The sequence below is a fragment of the Pararhizobium sp. P1_E7 genome (genome assembly GCF_056405855.1).
The window spans coordinates 133,314-159,211 of the sequence record NZ_JBFUBH010000002.1 but is presented as its reverse complement, the minus strand read 5'-3'; the positions used below and the strand labels follow the sequence as shown (position 1 = coordinate 159,211).

23 protein-coding genes are annotated in these 25,898 nt (G+C 61.4%); 13 read left to right on the top strand and 10 right to left on the bottom strand.

The window, feature by feature from the left end:
* Positions 1–17 precede the first annotated feature (17 nt).
* From AC1D17_RS03230 to AC1D17_RS03220, 3 genes are all read left to right on the top strand, one after another.
* Entirely contained in the window at positions 18–206 is a 189-nt protein-coding gene (locus AC1D17_RS03230; RefSeq protein ID WP_477563990.1) for a DUF3008 family protein, read from the top strand.
* A 187-nt stretch (positions 207–393) separates the two neighbouring features.
* Positions 394–2,979: a bifunctional diguanylate cyclase/phosphodiesterase gene (locus tag AC1D17_RS03225; RefSeq protein WP_477564257.1), complete on the top strand. Its 2,586-nt coding sequence runs from the start codon at positions 394–396 to the stop codon at positions 2,977–2,979.
* Between the two features lie 367 nt (positions 2,980–3,346).
* Positions 3,347–4,762, top strand: coding sequence for an efflux transporter outer membrane subunit (locus AC1D17_RS03220; protein WP_477563989.1), 1,416 nt, complete (start codon positions 3,347–3,349; stop codon positions 4,760–4,762).
* A 266-nt stretch (positions 4,763–5,028) separates the two neighbouring features.
* Here the strand turns inward: AC1D17_RS03220 and AC1D17_RS03215 are convergent, their stop codons facing one another.
* Both AC1D17_RS03215 and AC1D17_RS03210 read right to left on the bottom strand, forming a co-directional pair.
* On the bottom strand, positions 5,029–6,297 hold the full coding sequence (locus tag AC1D17_RS03215; RefSeq protein WP_477563988.1) for an ATP-binding protein: 1,269 nt from the start codon (positions 6,295–6,297) through the stop codon (positions 5,029–5,031).
* Complete coding sequence (locus AC1D17_RS03210) at positions 6,298–7,011, bottom strand: response regulator (RefSeq protein ID WP_264220085.1); 714 nt, start codon at positions 7,009–7,011, stop codon at positions 6,298–6,300.
* 392 nt (positions 7,012–7,403) lie between these two features.
* Between AC1D17_RS03210 and AC1D17_RS03205 the strand changes: the two genes are divergently transcribed.
* The 6 genes from AC1D17_RS03205 to mnhG are packed head-to-tail and all read left to right on the top strand — an operon-like array spanning position 7,404 to position 13,458.
* Entirely contained in the window at positions 7,404–10,331 is a 2,928-nt protein-coding gene (locus AC1D17_RS03205; RefSeq protein ID WP_477564256.1) for a monovalent cation/H+ antiporter subunit A, read from the top strand.
* Positions 10,331–10,666 (top strand): Na+/H+ antiporter subunit C, encoded by a 336-nt coding sequence (locus AC1D17_RS03200; protein WP_477563987.1) that lies wholly within the window; start codon positions 10,331–10,333, stop codon positions 10,664–10,666. The genes AC1D17_RS03205 and AC1D17_RS03200 overlap by 1 nt, the downstream gene beginning before the upstream one ends.
* 6 nt (positions 10,667–10,672) lie before the next feature.
* Complete coding sequence (locus AC1D17_RS03195) at positions 10,673–12,298, top strand: monovalent cation/H+ antiporter subunit D (RefSeq protein WP_477563986.1); 1,626 nt, start codon at positions 10,673–10,675, stop codon at positions 12,296–12,298.
* Between the two features lie 4 nt (positions 12,299–12,302).
* Positions 12,303–12,791 (top strand): Na+/H+ antiporter subunit E, encoded by a 489-nt coding sequence (locus AC1D17_RS03190; protein WP_477563985.1) that lies wholly within the window; start codon positions 12,303–12,305, stop codon positions 12,789–12,791.
* The gene (locus AC1D17_RS03185) at positions 12,788–13,069 is read left to right on the top strand and encodes a K+/H+ antiporter subunit F (protein WP_477563984.1); all 282 of its coding nucleotides are present in this window, start codon (positions 12,788–12,790) and stop codon (positions 13,067–13,069) included. The genes AC1D17_RS03190 and AC1D17_RS03185 overlap by 4 nt, the downstream gene beginning before the upstream one ends.
* The gene (gene mnhG, locus AC1D17_RS03180) at positions 13,066–13,458 is read left to right on the top strand and encodes a monovalent cation/H(+) antiporter subunit G (RefSeq protein ID WP_477563983.1); all 393 of its coding nucleotides are present in this window, start codon (positions 13,066–13,068) and stop codon (positions 13,456–13,458) included. The genes AC1D17_RS03185 and mnhG overlap by 4 nt, the downstream gene beginning before the upstream one ends.
* On the opposite strand, the gene cobM is transcribed toward mnhG, so the two are convergent.
* Complete coding sequence (gene cobM / locus AC1D17_RS03175) at positions 13,453–14,217, bottom strand: precorrin-4 C(11)-methyltransferase (protein WP_477563982.1); 765 nt, start codon at positions 14,215–14,217, stop codon at positions 13,453–13,455. The two genes, mnhG and cobM, sit on opposite strands and share 6 nt — an antisense overlap.
* Before the next feature lie 25 nt (positions 14,218–14,242).
* Complete coding sequence (gene cbiE / locus AC1D17_RS03170; RefSeq protein WP_477563981.1) at positions 14,243–15,499, bottom strand: precorrin-6y C5,15-methyltransferase (decarboxylating) subunit CbiE; 1,257 nt, start codon at positions 15,497–15,499, stop codon at positions 14,243–14,245.
* Here cbiE and AC1D17_RS03165 point away from each other — a divergent pair.
* A complete protein-coding gene (locus AC1D17_RS03165; RefSeq protein ID WP_477563980.1) occupies positions 15,483–16,253 on the top strand; it encodes a cobalt-precorrin-6A reductase in 771 nt (256 codons plus the stop codon). The genes cbiE and AC1D17_RS03165 overlap by 17 nt on opposite strands.
* On the opposite strand, the gene AC1D17_RS03160 is transcribed toward AC1D17_RS03165, so the two are convergent.
* The 5 genes from AC1D17_RS03160 to cobF all read right to left on the bottom strand — a co-directional run bounded on the left by AC1D17_RS03160 (position 16,217) and on the right by cobF (position 20,630).
* Positions 16,217–16,981 (bottom strand): precorrin-3B C(17)-methyltransferase, encoded by a 765-nt coding sequence (locus tag AC1D17_RS03160; protein WP_477563979.1) that lies wholly within the window; start codon positions 16,979–16,981, stop codon positions 16,217–16,219. The genes AC1D17_RS03165 and AC1D17_RS03160 overlap by 37 nt on opposite strands.
* Complete coding sequence (locus AC1D17_RS03155; RefSeq protein ID WP_477563978.1) at positions 16,978–17,715, bottom strand: precorrin-2 C(20)-methyltransferase; 738 nt, start codon at positions 17,713–17,715, stop codon at positions 16,978–16,980. Before AC1D17_RS03155 ends, AC1D17_RS03160 begins: the two co-directional genes overlap by 4 nt.
* Positions 17,712–18,344, bottom strand: coding sequence for a precorrin-8X methylmutase (locus tag AC1D17_RS03150; RefSeq protein ID WP_477563977.1), 633 nt, complete (start codon positions 18,342–18,344; stop codon positions 17,712–17,714). Before AC1D17_RS03150 ends, AC1D17_RS03155 begins: the two co-directional genes overlap by 4 nt.
* 2 nt (positions 18,345–18,346) lie before the next feature.
* The gene (gene cobG, locus AC1D17_RS03145) at positions 18,347–19,720 is read right to left on the bottom strand and encodes a precorrin-3B synthase (RefSeq protein WP_477564255.1); all 1,374 of its coding nucleotides are present in this window, start codon (positions 19,718–19,720) and stop codon (positions 18,347–18,349) included.
* 139 nt (positions 19,721–19,859) lie between these two features.
* The gene (cobF, locus tag AC1D17_RS03140) at positions 19,860–20,630 is read right to left on the bottom strand and encodes a precorrin-6A synthase (deacetylating) (RefSeq protein ID WP_477563976.1); all 771 of its coding nucleotides are present in this window, start codon (positions 20,628–20,630) and stop codon (positions 19,860–19,862) included.
* A 351-nt stretch (positions 20,631–20,981) separates the two neighbouring features.
* On the opposite strand from cobF, the gene AC1D17_RS03135 reads away from it, so the two are divergent.
* From AC1D17_RS03135 to AC1D17_RS03125, 3 genes are all read left to right on the top strand, one after another.
* Complete coding sequence (locus tag AC1D17_RS03135) at positions 20,982–22,751, top strand: type I secretion system permease/ATPase (RefSeq protein WP_477563975.1); 1,770 nt, start codon at positions 20,982–20,984, stop codon at positions 22,749–22,751.
* On the top strand, positions 22,748–24,070 hold the full coding sequence (locus AC1D17_RS03130; protein ID WP_477563974.1) for an HlyD family type I secretion periplasmic adaptor subunit: 1,323 nt from the start codon (positions 22,748–22,750) through the stop codon (positions 24,068–24,070). The genes AC1D17_RS03135 and AC1D17_RS03130 overlap by 4 nt, the downstream gene beginning before the upstream one ends.
* A gap of 128 nt (positions 24,071–24,198) precedes the next feature.
* Entirely contained in the window at positions 24,199–25,107 is a 909-nt protein-coding gene (locus AC1D17_RS03125) for a DMT family transporter (RefSeq protein WP_477563973.1), read from the top strand.
* Here the strand turns inward: AC1D17_RS03125 and ung are convergent.
* Positions 25,104–25,805: a uracil-DNA glycosylase gene (gene ung / locus AC1D17_RS03120; protein ID WP_477563972.1), complete on the bottom strand. Its 702-nt coding sequence runs from the start codon at positions 25,803–25,805 to the stop codon at positions 25,104–25,106. The two genes, AC1D17_RS03125 and ung, sit on opposite strands and share 4 nt — an antisense overlap.
* Between the last annotated feature and the right edge of the window lie 93 nt (positions 25,806–25,898).

Here is a 25,898-nt window from a genome sequence, read left to right as displayed (position 1 = left end):
ACCGAAGGAGAAAGGCGATGCCCGCAAGATCCCAAGCCCAGCAAAAGGCTGCCGGTGCTGCGCTATCAGCCAAGCGCGGCGACATGAGAAAATCCGAACTGAAGGGCGCTTCGAAGAACATGGAAAAATCCATGTCGGAAAAAGAGCTGAAAGAGCTTGCGGAGACCGACCGCAAGAACCTGCCGAAAAAGAAGAAATCCGAATAGAGCACCAGAATTGATAGAGCTGCGAAGAACATCTTGTTAAGACGCCCTTGCGACAATGCGAACCAATTGCTGTCGAATAGCGAACAGCGTGGGGGATTTCGTGTTTTCGGGACTGTCGAGTGCGCTGAGAAAATCAACAATAGTTCGGTTTATCAAACCGAACTATCTGCCGACCTATATTGCGCTCATGGTGGTGATCGCGGCCGGCCTGTTTGCCGAACAGCAGAACCGCGCCGTTCACGCGGCAAAGATGCGGGCGGCGGTTATCGCAGAGCTCAACCCGATCCGCTCGAAGCTCGAAGCCAACATTAACGGCGACATTCAGCTGGTGCGCGGATTGATTGCTGCCATCTCCACGGAACCGGGCATGAACCAGAAGCGGTTCTCCGATCTGGCGCGCAACATCTTCAATGAGCGTTCGCGTTTGCGCAATATCGCCGCCGCCCCCGACCTTGTCGTCTCCCTCGTCTACCCATTGGAAGGCAACGAGAAGGTTCTTGGCCTCGACTACCGCAAGAACAGCAATCAGCGGGCAGCGGCACTCAAGGTTCGTGAACTCGGCAAAATGGTTTTGGCAGGTCCCCTGAACCTGGTCCAGGGCGGCCAAGGCCTTGTCGGCCGCTTTCCTGTAGCGATTTCCAATGGCGGCGAATCGAACCGGTACTGGGGGCTGGTCTCCGCGGTCATCGATGTGGGGCGGCTGTACCAGGACAGCGGCCTTCTTTCTCCGATGCTTGATATCGACGTGGCGATTTCCGGCCGTGACGGTTTGGGCGAAGACGGCGCATTGTTCTATGGGGATGGCAGCGTCAAGGCAGCCGATCCCGTCGAGGTCAGCGTCTTTCTGCCAGGCGGATCCTGGGTGATCAGCGCCGTTCCGAAAGGCGGCTGGGTCGGCACCCCTCCAAACGCTGGGCTCATCCGCACCCTCATCCTCATCGGCGGCCTATTCATCGTTGTTCCGATGTTCATCAGTGGACGGCTGATCGAAGAACGCAAACGCAATATTCAGGTTCTTGAGAGCAACAAGAATCAACTCCAGGAACTGTCCCACCGGCTGAAGATCGCGCTCGATGCCTCGCAGATCGGCATCTGGGAACTCGATATCGCCTCCGGCAAGCTCCTGTGGGACGGCCGCATGAAGGAATTGTACGGCATTGGGGAGGACGCGCGCGAAGTCTACGAGGACTGGCGCGACGCACTGCATCCGGACGACCTGCAGCGGGCCGAACAGGAATTCAGCAAGGCCCTGCGGCACGGGGCGAGCTACGTCTCGCAATTTCGCATCCGCCTCCCCGGCAGCCGCATCCGGCACATCCGCGCGGTCGGCTCGAAATACATCGGCGCAGGCAGCAATGAGAAAATCGTGGGCGTCAACTGGGACGTAACAGCCGATGTCGAAAAGACCGAGCGGCTTGAAGCCGCCAAAGGACAGGCTGAAGCCCATAGTGCCGAACTGGAAGCAGCCCGGCACCGAATGGAATTCAATGCCCTGCACGATCCTTTGACAGCACTACCGAACCGGCGCTACCTCGACGAAATCCTGGCGGAACAGGATGCCAACGGTCGCAAGCAGGACGTTGCCAGCATCTTTCACATCGATCTCGACCGGTTCAAGGAAATCAACGACACGCTCGGTCATGCGGCTGGAGACGAAATCCTCAGGCATGCCGCCCAGATCCTCCGCGCCAATACCAGCGACGACGATTTCGTTGGCCGAATCGGCGGAGATGAATTCGTCATCATCTCACGCAATGGCGAGATCGAGGGCCATGACGCCGCGCTTGCCCAGCGCATCATCGACGCGATGAGCATACCGGTCAGGTACAAGGAACTGGAGTGCCGTATCGGTGTCAGTATCGGCATTGCCCGGCAGGCAAGGCCGGAGGAGGAACTGAGCCATGTTCTGGTCAATGCCGATATTGCGCTTTACGAAGCAAAGCGCCGCGGCCGCAATCGCTACGAATTCTTCACGCATTCCTTGAAGACAGCGGTTTTCAAGACAAAGCAGACGGCTGACGAAATCCTGCGGGGGCTCGAACAGAACGAGTTCATCGCCCATTTCCAGCCGCAGTTTTGTCCCAACACCCTCAAGATCATCGGTGTGGAGGCCTTGGCGCGCTGGGACCATCCAACCAAGGGGCTGCTCGCGCCCTACGCGTTTTTGAAGACGGCCGAAGACATCAACGTGCTTTCGCAGATCGACCAGCGAATCCTTGAGCAAGCACTGTTCCAGTCGATGCGCTGGGAGGCGATCGGGATCGATATTCCGAAAATATCCGTCAATCTTTCCTATCACCGCCTGCATGATGAAAAGCTGATCGATCGGCTCAATCAGATGGTTATTCCTCGAGGCAAAATCTCATTCGAACTGCTGGAATCGATCTCGTTCGACGAAAGCGACATGACCGTGTTGTCCAATATCGAGCAGATCAAGAACCTCGGCATCGATATCGAAATCGACGATTTCGGCACCGGATACGCCTCCATCGTCAGCCTTTTGAAGCTCACCCCGCGCCGTCTCAAGATCGACCGGCAGCTGGTCATCCCGATCCTGACCTCGACCAAGCAACGGCAATTGGTCGCCTCCATCATCGACATCGGAACCTCGCTCGGCATCGAAGTCATCGCCGAGGGTGTCGAAACCATGGAGCACGCCCGCATCCTGAAAGACCTGGGGTGTCATGGGCTGCAAGGCTATGCTTTCGCCCGGCCGATGAGTGCCACAGACCTGGCAAACTTCGCCCGCGAACGCCGTTGGCTCGCGGCCTGATTGCCGCAGCATCCCCAACAAGCCCATTCGCACTCAAGACAGTGCGACTTTCCGCACTCTGGAAACAATTCGACACCGGGACGACAAACGCCGGACACGCGCAGCCGTTAGTGGGTTGAGGTGGCTGCTGATTTCACGCCAGCGGGTGGTTAAGCGAAAATCAATCGCTGCACGGATATTCTATAAACCACTCTTGAAATCACTGCCGGAATGCCCAAGCCGTGGCACTTGGGGAACACCAAAGCTGGGGATAGCCCATTTTGGGCACAAGTTTGCAATTGTCCCCTCGCAAGCGGCGCGGAAAATGTTAAAGACGAAACAAGTGAATCGTTTGTTACCGACCCAGGCGGGCCGGATGGGGACCCAGATGAAAATTGCTAAAGTGCTCTTTCCCTTGAGCCTCGTTCTTCTTTCGGGCTGCGTTGCCGGCCCCGACTATAAGTCTCCGAACGCGGCCTTGCCTGCAAAATTCTCAGAGGGTGGCCACGCTGAAGCAGAAGATGTGACGCTGAAGCCGTGGTGGGAAGCCTTCCGCGACAAGAAGCTGAACAGCCTGGTTGGCCAGGGCATGGGCGAAAACCTTGACGTTCAACAGTCGCTCGAGCGCATCGTCGAGGCCCGGGCCAACGTGATCGTCGCAGCATCCGGCGGTTTGCCGCAAATCAATGCTAACGGTTCTGCCAGCGTTTCTGGCCAGGATGGCTCCTTCCGGCGCAATGGCGGCCAAAGCGACCATACCGAAACCAAGACGATTGGCGGCGGCGGCGATGCTTCCTGGCTGATCGATCTGTTCGGCCAATATGCCCGCGCCAAGGAATCGGCGAACGCCTCGCTTGACGCCGCCTATGCTGACGTCAACGTTGCCCGCCTCGCCTACCTGTCCGACCTGACCACGTCCTACATCGAGGCGCGTTACAATCAGGAAGCCTATGCATTGCAGCAGAAGAGCCTTGCCTCGCGGCGCGAAACGCTCAAGCTGACAAATGACATCAAGGCAGCCGGTGCAGCGTCCAGCCTCGACGTCGTTCAGGCTGAAGGCCTGGTCAACACCACGCTTGCCGAATTGCCCGGCTACCAGACCGGCTTCAACCAGGCCGCAAACCATATCGCTACCCTGCTTGGCCTGCCGGCAACGACCGTGACGGCCGGCCTGAGAAACGGCTCTTTCCAGCCCACGCCACGTTACAACACCAAGATCGGCGTTCCAGCCGACCTGATACGCAACCGTCCGGACATTCGCAGGGCTGAACGTTTGCTGGCCGCGGCCACTGCAGCCATCGGCGTTGCCGAGGCTCAGCTCTATCCGAGCCTCAGCCTCAGCGGCACGATCGACGGTTCGCGCATCGTTGCCTCTGCGGCCTCCGGTGGCCTGGGTGCCTGGTCCTTCGGCCCAAGCCTTAATGTTCCGATCTTCAACGGCGGGCGCCTGAAGGCCAATGTCGATATCGCCAAGTCCGGCGCGCAGCAGCAGTATCTCGCCTGGAAGCAGACGGTCCTGAACGCTGTCGAGGAAGTCGAAAACTCGCTCGTCGCGCTCCGCAACAACTACCAGACCGTTGCCGCGCTGCGCAAAGTGGTCGATTCCTACGAAGAGGCGTTGGGCCTGGCGCGTGAAAGCTACAAGGGCGGCGCAACCTCGCTGCTTGACGTTCTCGATGCCGAACGCAACCTTGCGAACTCGCGCATCGCGCTGGCAGCAAGCATCCGCAACCTGTCCAACAACTACGTTAACCTGAACGTCGCCATCGGTGGCGGCGCAGCCATCGAAGCGGTGGGGCAGTAAAAACCACAGGATGCGCTCGCTGCTGTCGGCGGGCTCATACGAAAAACGAAGCGCGGCTGACATTGATCGGCCGCGCTTTTTTTACGTCCGGAGGTCTTTGCTGAGCGGAGAATGACCAAACCAACGAAGCCTCTTGCAGCGAGCAAGGCAGGACGCGTCTCCACCGGGTCAACCGGGGAACGCCAGGCCGCCCCACACACCAGCAGGACCGGCAGGGCAATCAGACCCGCTTGGCTTCTGGATAAACGGAAAACACCACTTACTTCTTACTTCGGTGAAACCGGTGCCGGCTGACACTTTGGCAGGCGCACGGTCTGCAAGAGACCGCCTTCCCGGCGATTGACGATGGTGATCGTGCCGCCATGGTTTTCGATGATCTCGCGCGAAATGGCGAGGCCAAGCCCCGCACCGGGCACAAGCTGGCGTCGAGCCTGATCGACGCGGAAGAACGGCTCGAACACACGATCGAGCAAGTCTTGCGGAATACCGGGGCCGCTGTCCATAACCGTCAGGATGGCCTCTTCGCCATAGCTGGATAGCGAAATGCGGGCACCCAGACCATGGGTCGCGGCGTTCACCACCAGATTGCGCAGCGCACGCTTCAACGCGAACGGCGAACCCTCGACCAGCACCGGCGTGATCGCCCCTTCGTCGACGGGCAGATCCGTCTCACGAATCTCTTCGGCAACGGACTGCAGAACCGCATCCAGCGACACCTGTTCCTGCGCTGCCGGACTGACCTCCTCGCGCACCAGCCGGATAGCGCTGTCTGCGATATGGTCGAGTTCGTCGAGATCCTTCAGCCAGGATTGCCGGTCGTCGCCATCACCGACAAATTCGGCGCGAAGCCGCATGCGGGTCATCGGCGTGCGCATGTCGTGACCTGCAGCCGCGATCATGCGCATGCGGCTGGAGACTGCCGCATTGAGCCGCGTTGCCAGCCGGTTGATGGTCTTGGCGGTGGCGCGGACTTCCACAGGTCCGGTCTCCGGCAGCTCGGGAATGATCCCATCGGGGCGTATCTTGGCGATCGTTTCGTCCAGAATGCGCAAAGGTCTCATCATCACATTGCTGGCGTAAGTGGCAACGCCCGTCATGCCGATCGCCACCAGCGCCAGATAGGCTGCCAGCGGCAGATATGGAAAAGGGCCGGGCTCCGGAAAATCGAGATAGGCCCAGCGGCCATCGTCCAATTGAACGGCGATATCCCAGCGATGCGGATTGAAACTCTTGAGCACGACGACATCGGCCGTGTAACCCTGGCGCCGGCCCTCCGTCAGAATATTGTCGGTCCGCTCCTGATCGATACGATCTTCTTCCGGTTTGGCCCGGATTTCAATATGCAGGGTCTGCGCCGCCGAGGGATCGGCGCGCAGCAAAAGAAGCGCGAATTCGGCCTTTTCAGCAAGAACCCGATCGTACATGACCTCCGGCGGCTTTCGCAGAAGCCAGGCCGTCACGACGGCAGCGATCACCAGCACCAAGACGACGGAGATGATCAGCAGCGCCGTGAACCGCGTGCGAAGCGACAGCATCTAGTTGCTCCGCTCGACAGGAACAGCAAGCTGGTAGCCCTTGTTGCGCACCGTCTTCAACATGGCAAAAACGCTGGCATCCCCAAGCTTGCGGCGCAGGCGGCTGACCAGGATATCGATCGACCGGTCGAACGGATCGGCAGTCCGCCCCTGCGTCAGGTCAAGCAAGGAATCACGCGACAGCACACGGCCTGGACGCTGGAGAAAGACCACCAGCAGCTCGAACTCACCGCCGGTCAGATCGACAGCGCTGCCGTCAGGGGCATGCAGGGTGCGGCTTTCGATGTCGGCGACATAGTTGGCAAAGACATATTGCCGGCTGCCCGTGGGTTGTGGCTCGGCGCGGCCACGGCGCAGCACGGCGCGAATACGGGCGGACAGCTCGCGCGGATTGAACGGTTTTCCCAGATAGTCGTCGGCACCGAATTCAAGCCCGATGATCCTGTCGACATCTTCCTTCAGCGCCGTCAGAAGGATGATCGACAGCTGCGGCATCCTTCCCCGCAGCGAACGGCAAAGATCGAGCCCGGAGCCATCCGGCAGCATGACATCGAGAACCAGAAGATCGATCTTCAGCTCGGCCAGCTTGGCCTCGCATTCGCCCTTGCTTCCGGCCAGGCTGATGCGGAAGCCCTGCCCGTCGAGATATTTTCCAAGCAGGCGGCGAATTTCGGGATCATCGTCAACGACGAGAATGTGCGGTGTTGTATCCATGCCGTGTTTATATCAGCAGCAGGGAAAAACGCACGCGACGCGCCCGGTGCCATCAGCCGTATTCGGTGTCGAAATATTTCCCGTCACACCGATCCTACATTTCGTTACAAAAATCGTGCCCGGATGTTTCCAAACACATGAGGCGCTGGGCACCCCCCGGTTGAACCTTTCAGAACTGTGGCTTGGCGGCACGTCGAGCAACGAATTGCCGCAGGCGGCCGATTTTATCACGGTTGCGGGTTGGCACGGCAGCCGAAAGCAGACATAAAAACAAGGTGCTCCCGTGCCGTTTCCCGGTGCGCTTCGGGCACCCGCCGTGGCGCGCAAATGCTGCAGCATTCACGGACCTCCAGCGGTCCTGTCATTCGGAAAGCTTTAAAGGAAACGGGCACATAGAGATCGCAGCGACATTGCTTCTGATTCTGGTTCTTGCGCCTTTCGCGGGAAGCCTTGCTGCAATCTGCATTCCGGCCCACAAGGGCACCGCCAGTGCCTGGCTTTCCGGATCGATCGCCCTTTTTTGTCTGGCCACATCGGCCGCTCTTTATCCCATCGTCGCATCGGGCAAAGTGCTTCGTTACGATGTCAGCTGGCTTCCCGAGCTGGGTCTGAATTTCTCGCTACGGATGGACGGGTTCGCATGGATGTTTGCGAGCCTGGTCACCGCCATCGGCCTGCTCGTCGTCATCTATGCGCGCTACTACATGTCGGCCAACGACCCTGTGCCGCGGTTTTTCGCGCTGTTCCTCGCTTTCATGGGGGCGATGCTCGGCGTCGTCCTGTCCGGCAACCTGATTCTTTTGGCGATTTTCTGGGAACTGACCAGCATCATTTCCTTCCTTTTGATCGGCTACTGGCATCACAATGCCCATGCCCGCGACGGCGCCCGCATGGCACTGACGGTGACCGGCACCGGCGGCTTGTGCATGTTCGTCGGGCTGATGCTGATCGGCCATATCGTCGGCAGCTACGATCTCGACGTCGTGCTCTCATCCGGCGACCTGATCCGCAACGATCCGCTCTATACTGCCGTGCTGCTCCTCATCCTGCTCGGAGCGTTGACGAAAAGCGCGCAGTTTCCATTCCATTTCTGGCTGCCGCATGCCATGGCGGCGCCGACACCGGTATCGGCCTATCTGCACTCCGCCACGCTCGTGAAAGCCGGTGTGTTTCTGCTGATCCGGCTCTGGCCTGTCATGGCCGGCACCGATCAGTGGTTCTGGCTCGTCGGCCTGGCCGGCCTCAGCACCCTGTTGCTCGGCGCTTATTTCGCCATTTTCCAGCAGGACCTGAAGGGGCTGCTTGCCTATTCGACGATCAGTCATCTCGGCCTCATCACCGTACTGCTGAGCCTTGGAAGCCCGCTGGCGGCGGTCGCGGCGATCTTCCACACCATGAACCATGCGACCTTCAAGGCCTCGCTGTTCATGGCCGCCGGGATCATCGATCATGAAACCGGCACGCGCGATATGCGGCGCTTAAGCGGGCTGTTCAAATACATGCCGATCACCGCGACGCTGGCGATGGTCGCCAGTGCCGCGATGGCCGGCGTGCCGCTGCTGAACGGCTTCCTGTCGAAGGAAATGTTCTTTGCCGAGGCGATCGAAACGCATAAATACAATCGTCTCGACACGATCACGCCTTACGTGGCGACGCTCGCCAGCATGTTCGCCGTGACCTATTCGCTGCGCTTCATCTACAGCGTCTTCTTCGGCCCGCCGCCGCAGGACCTGCCCAAAACACCGCACGAACCGCCGCACTGGATGCTCGCGCCGATTTACTTCCTGGTCTTCTCCTGCCTCGTCGTCGGCATCCTTCCGGCCCTGACCATCGGCCCCTTCCTGCACACGGCCGTCAAGTCGGTGCTCGGAGACGCAACGCCCGTCTATAGCCTAGCCGTCTGGCACGGCTGGACCCTGCCGCTGTTCATGAGCCTGATCGCGCTGGTTGGAGGCGTCGGGCTGTTTTTCATCATGCGCCCCTATCTCGCCACCAGCATCGAGGGGCCGCCCTTCTTCCGCCGCCTGGAGGGCCAGCGCATCTTCGAGCGCGTGCTGGTGACCCTGTCGTGGAAATGGGCGCGGTCGATCGAAATGCGCGCCGGCACCCGCCGCCTGCAGCCACAGATGCGCATCCTGGTCGCGGTCGCCCTCATCGCCGGTGCGATCACGCTTCTGTCGCAGGGTTTCAAGCCCGCAACCATCGTCCTGCGCAACATTGATCCGGCTTTCGCGCTGATCTGGCTGATCGGCATGGTCTGCGCCGTCGGTGCGGCCTATCAGGCCAAATTCCACCGCCTGGCTGCTCTGGTCCTGCTCGGCGGCGCGGGCCTTGTCACCTGCCTCACCTTTGTCTGGCTGTCCGCACCTGATCTCGCTGCAACGCAATTGTTCGTCGAGGTCGTCACAACGGTTTTGATCCTGCTCGGCCTGCGCTGGCTGCCGAAGCGAATAGAAGATCCGGACGATCGGGGAATGATGACGATGTCCACGCGCCTGCGCCGCCTGCGCGATCTCGCGTTCGCCATGTTTGCCGGTCTTGGGATGATGCTTATCTCCTACACGATGATGAGCCGGGAAATGCCGGAAACGATTTCGAGCTATTTCCTCGAACGCGCCTATAGCGAAGGCGGCGGCACCAATGCCGTCAACGTCATTCTGGTCGATTTCCGCGGTTTCGATACGCTGGGCGAGATTGCTGTCCTGTGCATCGTCGCCTTGACGGTGTTTGCGCTATTGCTGCGCTTCCGCCCCGCCACCGAAAGCCTTGAGACGCCGGAACAGCAGCGCGTCCAGAACGCCTTCGACGACGATCACCCGGACCGCAAGAAGGGTGACAGCATCGCCGAATACCTGCTGGTTCCCTCGGTCATCATGCGCTGGATGTTCCCGGTCATCGGCATGCTGGCCGCCTTCCTGTTTTTCCGCGGTCACGATTTGCCCGGCGGCGGCTTTGCGGCCGGTATCGCCATGTCGATCGCCTTCATCCTGCAGTATATGGCCGGCGGCACGCGTTGGGTCGAGGAACGGCTGCGGATCCACCCGCTGCGCTGGATGGCGATCGGTCTGCTCGTCGCCACCGCGACCGGGCTGGGATCCTGGATCTTCGGCTATCCGTTCCTGACCTCGCATGCGCAATATGTATCCCTGCCGGTCATCGGCAAGATCCCGCTCGCAACCGCGATCCTGTTCGATCTCGGTGTGTTCTCGCTGGTTCTCGGCGCCACCGTGCTGATCCTGATCGCACTTGCCCACCAATCGGTGCGCGCGCCCCGCGCCCAGATCAGGGCCGCAAAGCTGGCTGCGAAGGAGACCGCATAATGGAACTGGTTCTCTCCGCCGGCATCGGCGTACTGACCGCCTCCGGCGTCTGGCTTCTGTTCCGGCCACGCACCTACCAGGTCATCATCGGCCTGTCGCTGCTCTCCTATGCCGTCAATCTCTTCATCTTCGGCATGGGCCGCCCGAGAGTGAACGCGCCGCCTGTTCTGGAACCCGGCGGCAGCGGCGGGCTCTTGACCCACACCGATCCCATTCCCCAGGCGCTGGTGCTGACAGCCATCGTCATCGGCTTTGCCATGACGGCACTGTTTCTCGTCGTTCTTCTCGCTTCTCGTGGCTTTACCGGCACCGACCATGTGGACGGCAGGGAGTAGCGCGGCATGACCTGGTTTCACCACCTGATCATCCTGCCAATCCTGCTGCCGATCATCACGGCGGCCGGCCTCATTCCTGTCGATGAGCGCAATCGGACGCTGAAAGGCGTGATCGGTTTCACATCGACCGTCGTGGTTTTCCTCATCAGCGTTCTGCTGATGCAGAACGCTGCCGCCCCCGGAGAAGGCGAAGCCGGCGCCAGCGTCTATCTGCTCGGAAACTGGCCTGCACCCTTCGGCATCGTTCTGGTGCTCGACCGGCTGTCGGCCCTGATGCTGGTGCTGACCGGACTGCTGGCGATGGCGACGCAGGTGTTCGCGATGGCGAAATGGCACCGTGCCGGCCATCATTTCCATTCGCTGTTCCAGCTCATGCTAGCGGGCCTCAACGGCGCCTTCCTGACCGGCGACCTGTTCAACCTGTTCGTCTTCTTCGAAATGATGCTGGCCGCGTCCTACGGCCTGCTATTGCACGGCTCGGGCCCGATGAGGGTAAAGGCGGGCCTGCACTACATCGCCGTCAACCTTGCCGCGTCCTCGCTGTTCCTGATCGGCGTCAGCCTGATCTATGGCGCGACCGGCACGCTCAACATGGCTGATCTCGCGATGCGGATCACCACCATCGGACCGGAAAGCCGGATGCTGATGGAGACGGGTGCCGCCCTTCTCGGCATTGCCTTCCTCGTCAAGGCCGGCATGTGGCCGCTCGGCTTCTGGCTGCCCGCCACCTATTCCGCCGCAACCCCGCCGGTTGCTGCGATCTTCGCCATTCTGACCAAGGTCGGCATCTATATTCTTCTGCGGCTTTCGATGCTGCTGTTCGGCAGCGATGCCGGCGGCTCCCTCGGTTTTGGGCAACCCATTCTTCTTTATGGCGGGCTCCTCACGATTGGCTTCGGCGCGATCGGGGTGCTGGCTTCACAGGCGATGGGCAGGCTCGCCGGCTATTGCGTACTGGTCTCCTCCGGCACACTGATGGCGGCGGTCGGGCTCGGCAATGGCGCGATCATCGGCGGCGCGCTGTTTTATCTCGTCAGCTCGACCCTGACGATCTGCGCCTTCTTCCTGCTGATCGAGCTGGTGGAACGCGCCCGCGATGCCGGTGCCGACGTTCTGGCGGTGACGATGGAAGCCTATGGCGACCTCGATGAGAACGAGGAGGAAAAGGAGGCCGGCGTCGCCGTGCCAGGCACCATGGCCGTTCTTGGCCTCTGCTTCTGCACCTGCGCCATCCTTTTGTCCGGCCTGCCGCCGCTTTCGGGGTTTCTTGCCAAATTCGCCATGCTGCACGGGCTTTTCAATCCCGGCAGCTTTGGCGGCGAGGCCCCGGTTTCCGGCGCCGAATGGGCCTATACCGCACTGCTCATCCTGTCAGGCCTTGCAGCCATGATCGCCATGAACCGCGTCGGCATCCGGACCTTCTGGACGTCGATCGAAGGCACCATTCCACGTGTCTTCCTGATCGAGATCACGCCGGTTCTTCTGCTGCTGGCCGCCTGTGTCTTGCTGAGTTTCCAGGCCGGACCCGCGATGCGCTACATGGACGCGACAGCGAAATCGCTGGGTGAACCGCAGAACTATATTGGGCGCGTGATGCAGGCTCCGCGTGCCGGGCCGGCGGGAGGGCAATAGTACCATGCGCTACTGGTTCCCCTATCCGCTGCTGTCGCTTTCACTGTTGATGTTGTGGCTGTTGATCAACCAATCCGTTTCGCCGGGCCACATCGTGCTCGGCACCATGCTCGGCGTCGTCTTTGCCTGGATCATGGTCAACCTTCAGCCCGACAAGACACGGCTGAAGAATTTCGGCCGCATCGCCGTGCTCGCAGGCCATGTCGCCGTGGATGTGCTGCGCTCGGACATTGCCGTGATGAGCGTGATCCTGCGTGCCGGAAGACGCCCGGCGAATTCCGGTTTCGTGGCAATCGACATCAGCTTGCGTGACGAGAATGCGCTGGCACTGCTTGCCTGCATCCTGACGGCAACGCCCGGCACGGCCTGGCTCGAGTTCGACCGCCAGACGGGTATTCTGCTCATTCACGTCCTTGATCTGGAAAACGGCGCGGCGTGGTCCGACCTGATCAAACGCCGCTACGAAACCCCGTTGAAGGAGATATTCGAATGAACGAGCTCTTCATCATCTGGTCGATCCTGGCGTCCCAGATTCTTTTAGGACTGGCCATGGGGTGCGCGCTGTTCCGGATGGTCCGGGGGCCGCGCGCGCAAGATCGCATTCTCGGCCTCGATGCGCTTTACATCAACGCCATGCTACTGCTTCTAACATTCGGAATCCGCACCGCCAATTCGATCTATTTCGAAGCGGCGCTGATCATCGCCCTGCTCGGCTTCGTCTCGTCGATCGCCTTTGCCAAGATCCTGATGCGCGGTGAGGTGATCGAATGAGCCATCTGACCGACCTTCCGGCCTGGGCGGCGATGCCGGTCTGCATTCTTCTTCTGCTCGGATCGGCCATCACCCTTATCGGCTCGATGGGATTGATCCGGCTGAAGACCTTCTATGGGCGCCTGCACGCGCCGACGCTTGGCGCCAGCGCCGGCACGATCCTGATCTGCATCGCCTCGATGATCACCTTCGCCGTCCTGCAGAACCGGTGGATCTTCCACGAAATCCTGATTATCGTCTTCGTCATCCTGACGACACCGGTCACGCTGATGCTGCTTGGTCAATCCGCACTCCACCGCGACCGGATCGAAGGCAAGAACGGCGTGCCGCGCAAATCGACCGGCGAGCAGCCGGACGCAGCGGACGAGAAAAGCGGAAAGGCTCTATAGCCCCTCGCGGCCGCGAAACCGCCGCTGATAGGCCGCGTCATAAAGCGAGCTTTCACGGAAATCGGTGGCGCCAAGCGTCTGGCCGACAAAGATCAGCGCCGTCCGCTCGATGGGGTCGGCCGCAACCTTTGCCTCGATATCGGCAAGCGTTCCCCTGATCACCCGCTCATCCGGCCAGGATGCCTTGACAACGATCGCGACCGGGCAATCCGCGCCGTAGAGCGGCGTCAGTTCCTCGACAACCTGCCCCAGGGCATGGATCGCCAGATGGATCGCCAGGGTCGCGCCGGTGGCGCCGAACCCGGCCAAAGTCTCGGCATTCGGCATCGGCGAGGCCCGGCCGGAAACACGGGTCAGCACAAGGCTCTGGGCGACGGCGGGAATGGTGAGTTCCCGGCCAAGGGTCGCAGCCGCCGCCGCAAAAGCCGGCACGCCGGGCGTCATCGTGTAGTCGAGCCCATGCTTCTCCAGCCGGCGGATTTGCTCGGCAACCGCACTCCAGACGGAGAGATCGCCCGAATGCAGCCGCGCCACATCGTGACCCGCCTGCGCGGCCTTCACATATTCCGCTTCGATCTCGTCGAGCGACATCGGCGCGGTATCGACGATACGCGCACCCTCAGGGCAATATTGCAGCAGTTCCTGTGAGACGATCGAACCGGCATAGAGGCAGACCGGGCAGCGGGCGATGAGATCGCGGCCGCGCACGGTGATCAGGTCTGCGGCACCCGGGCCTGCTCCGATGAAATGGACGGTCATGCTCTTTCCTTTTGAAATTCCGGCATCATGGCTTGATCCACGACCATTGCGTCACCGGCATCGCGGGGCGCCAGCCGGTCATGGCGCCAACGGGAGACGCGCGGGCGATATCGATGCGGATCAGCGAACCGCCGAGCCTTGCATGATGCTCCAGAAGCACCGCTTCCATCTGGGTCGTAACAGCATTGGCGACCAACCGGCCACCGGACTTCAATGCAGCGATCGCCGCATCCATCACGCCATCTTCGCTGCCGCCGCCACCGATAAAGATCGCGTCCGGGGACGGCAATCCTGCAAGGGCTTCGGGTGCTGTGCCGTGAACGACGGTCAAACCCGGCACGCCAAAATTTGCAGCGTTCCGCTCGATGCGCTCGAAGCGCTCGGCTAAACCTTCAATGGCAATCGCGCGCATTGCCGGGTCGCACAGCATCCATTCGATCCCGATCGAACCGGAGCCGGCACCGATATCCCACAACATTTCACCCCGCCGCGGTGCCAGCGCGGACAGCGTCAGCGCGCGGACCTCGCGCTTGGTGATCTGGCCATCATGCTCGAACAGTCCGTCGTCCAGACCGGATGCCAACGGCAAGACACGAGCGCCTGCTTCAGCCACGACCTCGACGGCGCAGATGTTGAGCGGGTTGACGTCAGTCAGCGAAAAATCCGCCGCGATGTGTGATGTCAGACGCTCCCGGTCACCGCCCAGCGCCTCAAGCACCGTCAATCGGGACTGCCCAAATCCGCTCGCAGCAAGCAAGTGCGCAAGCTGACCCGGTCCGTGCTCATCGGATGTCAGTGCCAGAATACGGGCCCCCGGCTGCAGATGTGGCCGGATCAGATCGAGCGGGCGGCCGTGCAGCGAAACGGTCACCGTATCCTGCAGCGCCCAACCGAGACGAGAGGCTGCCAGGCTAAACGAGGACGGGGAAGGAAGGACGCGCATCTCCGAACGATCGATCCGCCGCGAAAGCGTCACTCCGGCACCGAAGAAGAACGGATCGCCGGAAGCGAGCACCACGACAGGCGTTCCGCGCAGCGCAATCACAGCCTCGACAGAACGCTCGAACGGGCTCAACCAGCTATGCTGCTCACCGGCAATCAGCGCCGCAGCAAGCTCCAGATGGCGAGCCCCGCCGAAAACCGCCGAGGCGCTGGCGATGCAACGCTTGGCCTCGTCTCCGAGACCGGTTAAACCATCTTCGCCAAGGCCGACGATCGTCAGCCACGGCGCGTTGTCACCACTCGAAAAGACCTGATTGTCACCCATGGGCAAACACCGCATCCTGATCCTTGGCGGCACGACCGAAGCACGGCAACTGGCGGCCGCCCTGGCGCTGCGCCCGGAGTGTGAGGTTCTGCTTTCGCTCGCCGGACGAACGGCGGAGCCCATGGCCCAACCGGTTCCCACCCGTAGCGGCGGCTTCGGCGGCAGCGACGGGCTTGCCGATTTCCTCAAGGGTGAAAATTTCGATCTCTTGATCGATGCCACGCATCCCTTTGCGGCGCGCATCTCGCGCAACGCGGCAATTGCGGCGAGCGCGACCGTTCTCCCGTTTTTTGCCCTTCGCCGTCCCGCCTGGAAACAGCAGCCCGGCGACCGCTGGACCAGTGTTCGCTCGGTCACAGACGCAGCTGAAGCCCTCGGCACTGGTCCGAAACGCGTCTTCCTCGCCATCGGCAGACAGGAGGCTTTCCATTTCGAAAGCGCTCCGCAGCACAGCTACCTGATCCGCAGCGTCGACCCCGTCACGCCGCAGCTCGATGTTCCCCATGCGCATTACATTCGTGCGACTGGACCGTTCGAAGAAACGGCCGAACGCGGCCTCTTGATCGAGAACCGGATCGATGTGATCGTCGCGAAGAACAGTGGCGGCACGGCCACCTATGGCAAAATTGCCGCCGCCCGTGCGCTCGGCACCGGGGTGATCATGGTCGAGCGTCAGCAACCGGACGATGTCCGTACAGTTGAAACTGTCAAAGACGCGCTCGGTCTTGTCGATCACCTTTTCTCCCCGGAGATGAAACGCGGCGTGTAAACCAGATCGGGCTTGCCCGGACGCGGGATGACCCGGGTCTCCGGCGAGCCGATGATCACGCAGGTCGCCATATCCGCCTTCTGTGCATCCGCCTGCCCAAGCGGCATGACCAGCATGCGCTCGTCGGGACGGCCAGCTGCACGGCCAAAAATAACCGGCGTTTCGGCCGGCAGCACGCTGCGCAGGATATCGAAGGCCTCGCCGAGTTGCCACGGCCGCGCCTTGCTGATCGGATTATAAAGCGCGATCACCAGACCGGCCTCCGCCACCAGCTTCAAACGCCGGGTGATTACATCCCAGGGCTTCAGATTGTCCGACAGCGAAATCGCGCAGAAATCATGGCCGAGCGGGGCGCCGATACGCGCGGCAACCGCCAGCATGGCGGTGACACCCGGCACGATGACGAGGTCGATTGCGCGCCATTCGTCCGGTCCGTTGTCGATCGCCTCGCAGACGGCGGCAGCCATGGCGAAGACGCCGGGATCGCCGCCGGAAACGACACAGACATTGGTGCCGGAAACGGCGCGAACGATTGCGGCCTGCGCCCGATCGAGTTCCTCGCGATTGTCCGAGGCGATCCGGTTCTGGCCGGCGCGCAGCGACAGCCGGTCGAGATAAGGGCCGTAGCCAAGGAAATCGGTTGATTTCGATACCGCGTCGAGGGCCTCGGGCGTCATCTGCTGTGGACCGCCGGGGCCTGTGCCGATCACATATAGCGTACCGCTCATGGCCTGCCGCTCCAACCGGGAACCAGCACCAGCGAGAAATAGGGCGCGATGTCGTCGGTTTTTTCGGCCAGCGGGATCATCGCGGAATTCGCCATCGTGCCGCGCTCGACATAAACGGCCCGGCCAAGTTTGCCGGCAGCCGTCAGCGCCCGCCGGATCTTCGGCAGGTTGCGGCCGACCTTCATGATCACGGCGGCTTCGGTATCGCCGAGACGGCGGGCCAGCTGCTCCTCGCCCATCGTGCCCGGAAGCACCGAGAGAACATCGTCGCCCTGCACGATCGGCAGACCGGCCAGCGACCAGCAACCCGACATGGCGGTAATCCCCGGAATGACCTCGACCAGGAAACGTCCGGCCAGCCGCACATGCAGGTGCATGTAGGAACCGTAGAACATCGGATCGCCTTCGCTGAGGATCGCGACGGTCTTGCCGGCGTTCAGATGTTCGGCAACAGCAGCAGCCGAGGCATCGTAAAAAGCGGTGATCTGGCGCTTGTAGTCGTCGTGGTCCTTGTCGATCTCGACGGTCACCGGATAGTAGAGCGGCAATTCGAGCAGACCGGGCTTCAGCAACCCGTCGACGACGGCGCGCCCGTTGCCGCGCCGCCCTTCCTTGGCGAAATAGGCGAGCACGTCGGCTGCCTCCAGCGCCTTGATGGCCTTGAGGGTCAAAAGCTCCGGATCGCCCGGACCGGTGCCGACACCGATCAGCCGGCCTGTGGTTGCCGCGCTCAAAGTCCCGGCCTCGCCAGCGAATTGACCGCAGCCGCCGTCATGGCGCTGCCGCCGAGACGGCCGCGCACGATGGCATAGGGCACGCCATAGGAATTTTCAGCCAGCGCGTCCTTCGATTCCGCCGCTCCGACGAACCCGACCGGCATGCCGATGATCGCCGCCGGCTTTGGCGCGCCGTCACGCAGCAGTTCCAGTAGGAAGAACAGCGCCGTCGGCGCATTGCCGATGGCAACCACGGATCCGGCCAGGCGCTCGACCCACAGCTTCAACGCAGCGGCAGAACGGGTATTGCCAATCTTACGGGCTATCTCGGCCGTCTGCGGTTCGCGCAATGTGCAGATCACATCGTTGTCTGCCGGAAGGCGGGCGCGGGTAATGCCGTGGGAGACCATGAAGGCATCGCAGAAGATCGGCGCCCCATTCTTCAGGGCCTGGCGGGCGGCCGTAACGAAGCCGGGAGAAAATTCGAAATATTGCGCGGCATCCACCAGTCCGCAGGCATGCACCATACGGACGGCAAGATCAGCTTCTTCCTCGGAAAAGCGGGACAGATCGGCTTCGCTGCGAATGATGGCAAACGAGCGCTCGTAGATGGCATCGCCATCCCGGATGTAATCGTATTCAGGCATCTCTATCCCTGTTGAACCGCGGCGGTGATCATATCCGCTCCGAGCCGTGTAAGGCAGGACCGGGCCGATTCGCCACCCTGTTTCCGGTTGGACACGAGCTTGTCGAGGTGTTCAAGCGCGGTTCTTATGTTGTTTTCTTCGATGTAGGCGGTTGGTGCCGCCGAGGCAGGGCCATTTACGACAAGCCCATAGCCTATTGGCGCAGCCGTGATCGTCAGCGCCGAGGCGGATGGCTTGGCGCAGCCCTTGGCGCAACCGGAAACGTGGACCGTCAGCGACCCGTCGAGCAGCGCTGGTGCCCTGTCTACAACCATTTGCGCCACGGCTCTGGTATCGATCCGTGCCGACGCACACGCCCCGACACCGGCACAGGCGGCAATGTGATTGCGGGGATCACGCGGAAACGCGCGCAAACCGTGCCCGAGGGCCAGGGCCTGCGCCGCACCCACCCGGTCCGGCGCAATACCCAGAACCATCAGCGCATGACCGGGCGCCAGGCGAATTTCCGTGGCCCCCAGAATTTCCAGTGCTTCAAGCAACGGCACAAGATTGTCCGTTCGGGTTTGCCCGAAGGGAAGACCAACGCCCAGAATGAAGCAGTCCCCGCCGAGATCATGGATGCCGGCAGAATTCGGCGCCGCTATCCTTGGCACGACATCGTCGACATCGGCCGGCACCGCCCAGTGGGTTGAAACAACGCCGGCGATATCCCGGGCACGGGCATCCCTGCCAATCGCGGCAAGACTTTCCAGAAGGTCCATCACCGCCGGCACGACGGCCACGTCCTCGAGCGCCGCGATACGCCTTGCCGTCGTTTCCGTCCCGGCAAGAGCCAGCAGCCAGAGCAGCTTGCCGTTGGTGCGCACCGCCCGCAACCTGATATCGGCGGTGACCGCGCCCAAATGCAGCTGGCCGCCGCCATCGATGACAACCGACAGCTTGGGCGCCAGCTGCAACGGCGGCTGATGCGCAGCCACCGCCCGACGCAGTCGCTCGGCGACGCAAACGGCGTCGGCAATTTCAGCCGGATCCAGTCCGGCCAGAGGCGGCGTTTCAATCGCCAGCCCCTGTGCGATCTCTATGCCGGCATCGGCGATCTTCTGGGACAGGAGCGGAACGGTTTCCGCCTTCAACCCGCGGATTTGCAGATTGCCGCGCGCCGTGATTTCGAGAATGCCATTACCACACAAGGCAGCCGCATCCGCTACCGCCATCAGTTCACGAAGCGAAAATCCGGGCTTTGCAGGCCGCAGGCGCACCAGAAGGCCATCTCCCGTCATCATCGGCGTTGACAGGGACGGACAGGCACCGCGACGCATCGATGGCAGATGCGGTGTTTCCCCTGATCCCTCGGATGGTGCAGCACAGAACGTCATGACAGGCAGCTGGCCATTTCCAGTCTTCATAAATGCAAATCCAATGCTCCGGGCCATCGCTGGCCCGTCCCACTCTACAACACCGGGGAGCGGGCTGCCATGCCGTGTTGCAAGCCAAGGCGGAGCATCACGTTTGGCGTTACTCTTCGAAATCCGCGCCCTTCTGCAGAAGGTAGATATCCATGATCCAGCCGTACTGCGCCCGCGCCGCCGCCCTGGTTTTGAGGATATCGTCCTTCACATCGGCAAGCCTGCCGGAAATGACGATCTCCTGCTCGGTGCCGAGATAGGCCCCCCAATAGATCCGCGCTTCCGGATCGTCGATTTTCATGAAAGCCTGTTCGCCGTCGAGCATGACGACGGCCGTTTCGCTTTTCTGCGGAAAACTCTGAGCCAAGCGCCGGCCGGTGGTGATCTCGACCGGCTTGCCGACGAGATTGAGCGGTATCCTGTGGCTGGCGGCAAGCGCCTGAATGCTGGTGATGCCGGGAACGACCGAATAGTCGAACGCAACCGTCGCCAAGGCGCGGACCCGCTCGACGATGCGGATCGTGCTGTCATACAGCATCGGATCGCCCCAGACGAGAAAGGCGCCGGTCTGGTCATCATCAAGCTCCTCGACCAGCAGCCGCTCGTAAGTGGTGGCGATTGCGGCATGCCAGTCGTCGACGCTGCGATGATAGGATCGATCCGCGACCTGGCGCACAGGCACCTCAAATTCCACCACCCGGCTGTCCGCACGGGTGACATAACGCGACACGATCTCACGGCGGACATCGGCAAGCTGCGCTTTCGCATTGCCCTTGGTAGGGATGAATAAAACGCTGGCTTTGTTGAGCGCATTGATCGCCTGCACCGTCATGTGTTCCGGGTTTCCGGCACCGATCCCCACGATCAAAACGCTTCGCATTTCTCAACCTTTTCCAACATATCGGGGTCTTTGGCCGATTGACCGGGAGAGCGCAAGGCAGAACGACACTGATCAGGCCTAAGCATCTGGCAAAAAACAACAAATACTTCGCCGAAATACAGAAACAGCCATGGCAGTACTCCGGTAATTCCACTATAACGGTGACAAAACCGTTTCAATTAACAAAAAATCATTTACACAGGCCACAAATCTGGCGCCCGGCGATGCGATGCGCCACTACAGTTCACCTGTACCCCAGGTGACAGTGTCCCAGGTAATGCGACTTTAGAGAAGTTGTGGCACATTGCGTATTCTATTTGAGACGGGGAGCGTCTCGCGAGGAATTTTACAGTGACGAATCCATCGAAGAAGAATGTCAGCGCATCCGACCCGGCCGAAGCTTTATGGAATTGCAAGGCGGGCTTCATCGGCATCTTTCTCGCCAGTGCGCTTGTCAATATTCTCTACCTGACCGGCTCCTTCTTCATGCTGGAGGTCTATGACCGGGTCCTGCCGAGCCGAAGCATCCCGACGCTGATCGCACTCTGCCTGCTTGCACTGCTGCTCTATGCGTTCCAGGGCGCCTTCGAAATGGTGCGCGGCCGCATGCTTGTGCGCGTTGCCGGTGCCCTGGACGAAGCCATGAGCGCGCGAATCTACCGCGCCGTGGTCCAGGCTCCATTGAAACTGCGCACCCAGGGCGACGGTCTGCAAGCCTTGCGCGATTTCGATCAGGTTCGCGCCTTCCTCTCCGGCACCGGCCCGGCCGCATTCTTCGATCTGCCCTGGCTGCCGTTCTATATCGGCATCTGCTTCCTGTTCCATCCGTTGATCGGCATCGTCGCGATCGTTGGGTCGATCATCCTCATCGCCCTGACTTTCCTGACCAACCGCGGCACGCAAGGCCCGTCGAAAAAGGCATCGGAGGCCGGAAACCATCGCAACGCGTTTGCTCAAGCTTCGCAGCGCAATGCCGAAGTCATGCAGGCCATGGGGATGCTCGGCCGCATGTCGCAGCTTTGGGAACAGCGCAACGACAGCTACCGTGAACAAAACCGCGAGACCTCCGACGTCGGCAATGGTTATGGCGCTCTGTCCAAGGTCTTCCGCATGGCGCTGCAATCCGCCGTTCTCGCAACCGGTGCGGTCCTCGTCATTGAGGGCATGGCTTCGCCGGGGATCATCATCGCCGGTTCGATCCTGACCGCACGGGCGCTGGCGCCGGTGGAATTGGCCATCGGCAACTGGCGCGGCTACGTTTCCTGCCGCCAGAGCTGGCAGCGCCTGAAGGAATTGCTCAAGGCGCTGCCGGAGCGCGAAGCGCCGCTGGAGCTGCCGGTACCGAACGAGAAATTGAGCGCCGAAGGCCTTGCTGGCGGCCCTCCCGGCGCGCAGCGCCTGACTTTTGCAGAAGTGAACTTCACGGTGAAGGCCGGTAGCGCGCTCGGCGTCATCGGCCCCAGCGCCTCCGGCAAGTCCTCGCTTGCGCGTGCCCTCATCGGCATCTGGCCTGCCTTTCGCGGCTCGGTTCGCCTCGACGGTGCAGCGCTCGATCAGTGGGACACCGACCGGCTCGGCCGCTACGTCGGCTATCTGCCGCAGGACGTCGAACTTTTCGCCGGCACGGTGGCGCAGAACATTGCCCGCCTGACCGAAAATCCATCGCCGGACACCATCGTTTCCGCCGCCAAGGCTGCCCGCGTCCACGACCTCATTCTCAAGCTACCCAACGGCTATGAGACGGAGATCGGTGAAGGCGGAGCCGCCCTTTCCGCCGGCCAGCGCCAGCGTGTCGCCCTTGCCCGCGCCCTGTTCGGCGAGCCTTTCCTCGTGGTCCTTGACGAACCCAACTCCAATCTGGATGCCGAGGGCGAACAGGCGCTGAGCGAAGCGATCATGAGCGTGCGGGCACGCGGCGGCATCGTCGTCGTAATTGCCCATCGGCCAAGTGCGCTCGCCGCCGCCGACATGGTCCTGATGATGAACGAGGGGCGGATGCAGGCCTTTGGGCCGAAAGACGAAGTCCTTGCGCAGATCCTGCGCAAGGATAGCCGCCAGCCGCAAATTGCCAGCCCCGCATCGTTGAAAGTCGTGGGTGAAGGACAGGAGTCCGCATCGTGACCGATACTGCAGCAAACCCGGCAAGCTCGCACCGTTCGCTCAGCCGGCACATCACCGCCGTAACGATGCTCGGCATCGCACTTGTCGCCGGCGTCGGCGGCTGGGCGATGACCACCGAACTGTCGAGCGCGATTGTCGCTGGCGGCACCGTCGTGGTCGAAAACAACGTCAAGAAGATCCAGCACCTGACCGGCGGCATCGTCCATGAAGTACTGGTCAAGGAAGGCGATACCGTCAAGGCAGGCCAGATCCTGATCACCCTGGACGGCACCACCGTGCGGGCCAACCTGTCGATCGTGCAAAATACGCTGGCGCAGCTTTATGCGCGCAGGGCCCGCCTGCTTGCAGAGCAGCTTGGATCGGACGATTTCACCATCCCGGAGGATTTGAGCCAACTGACATCCGGCACCAGTACGCCGGGCGAGGTTCTGGAACAGAGCGAGCGCAAGCTGTTTATCAGCCGCAAGAACGCACTCGCCGGTATGAAAAGCCAGCTTGCGTCACGCAAGGACCAGCTTTTGGATGAAACCAAGGGCCTGACGGTTCAGCTGGCTGCCATCGAGGATGCGCTGAAGCTGATCGGCGAAGAACTCACGGGTCTCGACAAGCTCTACGGTCAGGGCCTCGTCTCCATGCAGCGCCTGACCGAGCTGAAGCGCGATCGCGCCCAGCTAGAAGGCGACCGCGGCGCCCGTATCGCTGCGCGTGCACAGGCTGCCGGCAAGTCGAGCGAAATCGACCTGCAGATCCTGCAGCTCGACGAGGACCGCCGCACCGAGATTGCCAAGGAACTGACGGACGTCGAAGGCAAGATCGCCGAATACGAAGACCGCCGCATCGCCGCCATGGACCAGCTCAAGCGCATCGATATTCGCGCGCCGCTGGACGGCCGCATCTATCAGTTGGCCGTGCACACCGTGAATGGGGTCATCAACCCTGGCGAAGTCTTGATGCTCGTCGTCCCCGGGGCTGACGGCTTGACGGTCGAGGCCAAGGTCGCCACGCATGATATCGACCAGATTCGCCTCGGCCAGCCGGTTGAAGTCCGCTTCAGCGCCTTTAACCAGCGCACCACGCCGATTGTCGAAGCGGAAGTCGTGACCATCGCCCCCGACCTCGTTACCGACCAGCGCACGGGCATGACCTACTATCCGCTGCGTATCAAGCCGAAGCCGGAAAGCCTTGCAGGCCTGAAGGGGTTGACCCTCTATCCCGGCATGCCGGCCGAAATCTTCATCAAGATCGCCGATCGCACCGTGATCTCCTATCTCGCGAAACCGCTGACGGAACAGATACAGCATACGTTCCGCGAAGATTGATATAGGACCGGCAACACTGTGGCATTCGAAACTACCGTGTTGCCGGAAAACGCCGGTTTGAAACAAACATTGCTGCATCGCGAAAATCGCGTGGCTGCTTCCCGCTCAGCCGGTGTATGACCATTGTCATGACCTCGAAGCGCGCCGGCTATATCTTCGTCCTGCTTGCCCTTGTAATCTTTTCGATACAGGACGCGATATCCAAGCATCTGGGCGGCCTCTACCCTCCGGTCTTCATCACCATGATCCGGTATTGGGCCTTTGCCGCCTTTGCCGTGGCGCTGGCGGCGCGATCACGCAGCGGCCTTGCGGCGGCGGTCCGGACCAAGAGGCCAGTGCTGCAGGTCCTGCGCGGCATCCTGCTGGTCGTACAGATCGTCATCGTCATCATCTCGTTTTCGCGGGTCGGCCTTGCTCATTCGCAGGCGATCTTTTCGTCCGGACCGCTTTTCGTGGCGCTGCTCTCCATGCCGCTGCTCGGCGAGCGCGTCGGCTGGCGGCGCTGGACAGCGATCATCGTCGGATTGCTCGGCGTATTGCTCATCCTGAAGCCTGACGACAGCGGCTTCGACATCAACTTCCTGATCCCGATCTCATCGGCTCTGATCTTTGCGATCTATGTGATCTCGACGCGGCTGGTCAGCCGGGACGACAGCTCGGTCACCAGCTTTTTCTACACCGGCGTCGCCGGCGCCATTGCGATCACGCTTGCCGGGCCGTTCTACTGGACGGCACTCGCACCGCAGGACTGGGCGTGGATGCTGCTTTTGTGCGTCACCGGGACGACCAGCCATTTCTTCCTGATCAAGGCTTACGAACTGCTCGACGCCTCGGAGGTCCAGCCTCTGACCTATCTTCAGCTCGTCTTCGCCTCGATCATCGGCGTCTCCATCTTCGGAGAAACGCTGAACCTCAACATGATCCTCGGTTCAGTGATCGTCGTCTGCGCCGGCATTTTCACCGTCTGGCGCGAAAGCGTCGTCGCCCGGCGCAAGGCCAAGCAACCCGAACCGCCCTCCTCCCAGACGCTGCCCTAGGTTGGCACCTCCGGATTGGCAGGCAGTGCCCAGTCGATCGGCTCGCGGCCTTTCGAGACGAGAAAATCGTTGGTCTTGGAAAAAGGTTTGGTGCCGAAGAAACCGTTATGGGCCGAGAGCGGCGACGGATGCGGCGACCGGATCACCAGATGGCGCGACGGATCGACAAAGGCCGCTTTTTTCTGCGCATAGGATCCCCAGAGAATGAAGACGACCGGGTGCGCCTGATCGTTGACGGCGCGAATGATCGCGTCGGTGAACTTTTCCCAGCCCTTGCCCTGATGCGATGCTGCCATCGCTCGCTCGACCGTCAATACGCTGTTGAGCAAGAGCACGCCCTGCCGCGCCCAGCTTTCCAGGAAACCGTGGCGCGCCGGCGGAATGCCAAGGTCGCCAAGCAGCTCCTTGTAGATGTTCACCAGGGATGGCGGCGAGCGCACGCCCGGCTTGACGCTGAAGGATAGCCCATGCGCCTGCCCCTCGCCATGATAGGGATCCTGCCCAAGGATGACGACGCGCACCTTGTCGAGCGGCGTCAGGTCCAGGGCGCGGAAATACTCAGGCCCCTTGGGGAAAATCTGCTTGCCGCTGCTTTTCTCCTCCAAGAGGAATTTTTTCAGCTCAGTCATGTAGGGGCTGGAGAATTCCGCGCTTAAAGCTGTCTTCCAGCTCTCCTCGATCTTCACATTCGATTCCATCGCGTCCTGCCTCGTCCATTCCGGTCAATCCTGCGCCGCCAAATTTAACCTCAGCCCTGTCGATGGCAAGCAGCAAGCCGCGGGCCGGGACGA